Here is a 473-nt window from a genome sequence, read left to right as displayed (position 1 = left end):
CAACCCGAGCACGTGGGCTGAGCAGAGCAGGTTGCACAAAGGTTATGACGGAGGTCTCGCCTAGCCCGCCTCTTTGGCGTAAGCGCGTTCCTCTTCAGTCAAGTGGGACCAGATGAAGTCGAGGACTTCGAGCAGCAGATCGTCCAACTCCTCGTTTCCAACCTGCCTATTCCCGAACTCCTGCCGCCGCCTGTCTACGTAGCGGTAAAAAAGAACGTCTGAGTTCGGCAAGCCCTCCGGCTGCTCCATTCCTGTCCGCGAGTCAGGCAGACGCCACCGCCTCCCTACCCAGCCCCTCCGCCATCCGCTCCAGCGCCTCGATCAGCAGGGCTCGGCTGGTGGCAAAGTTGACGCGGATGAAGCCCTGGTACTGCGGCTTGAGTTCTTCCGGGGCGAAGACGGGGCCGTCGTGGACGGCGATCCTGGCCTCCTCCAGCAGGAATTTCTGGATGTCCCCAGCGTGCGGGTGCGCC

General features: G+C 62.6%; 1 protein-coding gene. It reads right to left on the bottom strand.

All coding sequences use genetic code 11. The annotated features are described in order from the left end of the window. Positions 1-262: 262 nt before the first annotated feature. A partial coding sequence (locus tag B7P34_RS36200; protein ID WP_223268631.1) for a hypothetical protein occupies positions 263-473 on the bottom strand: 211 nt, incomplete at its 5' end.

The sequence above is a fragment of the Streptosporangium nondiastaticum genome (assembly GCF_003011965.1).
Lineage (GTDB): Bacteria > Actinomycetota > Actinomycetes > Streptomycetales > Streptomycetaceae > Streptomyces > Streptomyces nondiastaticus.
This window is presented reverse-complemented; position numbering and strand designations above follow the sequence as displayed.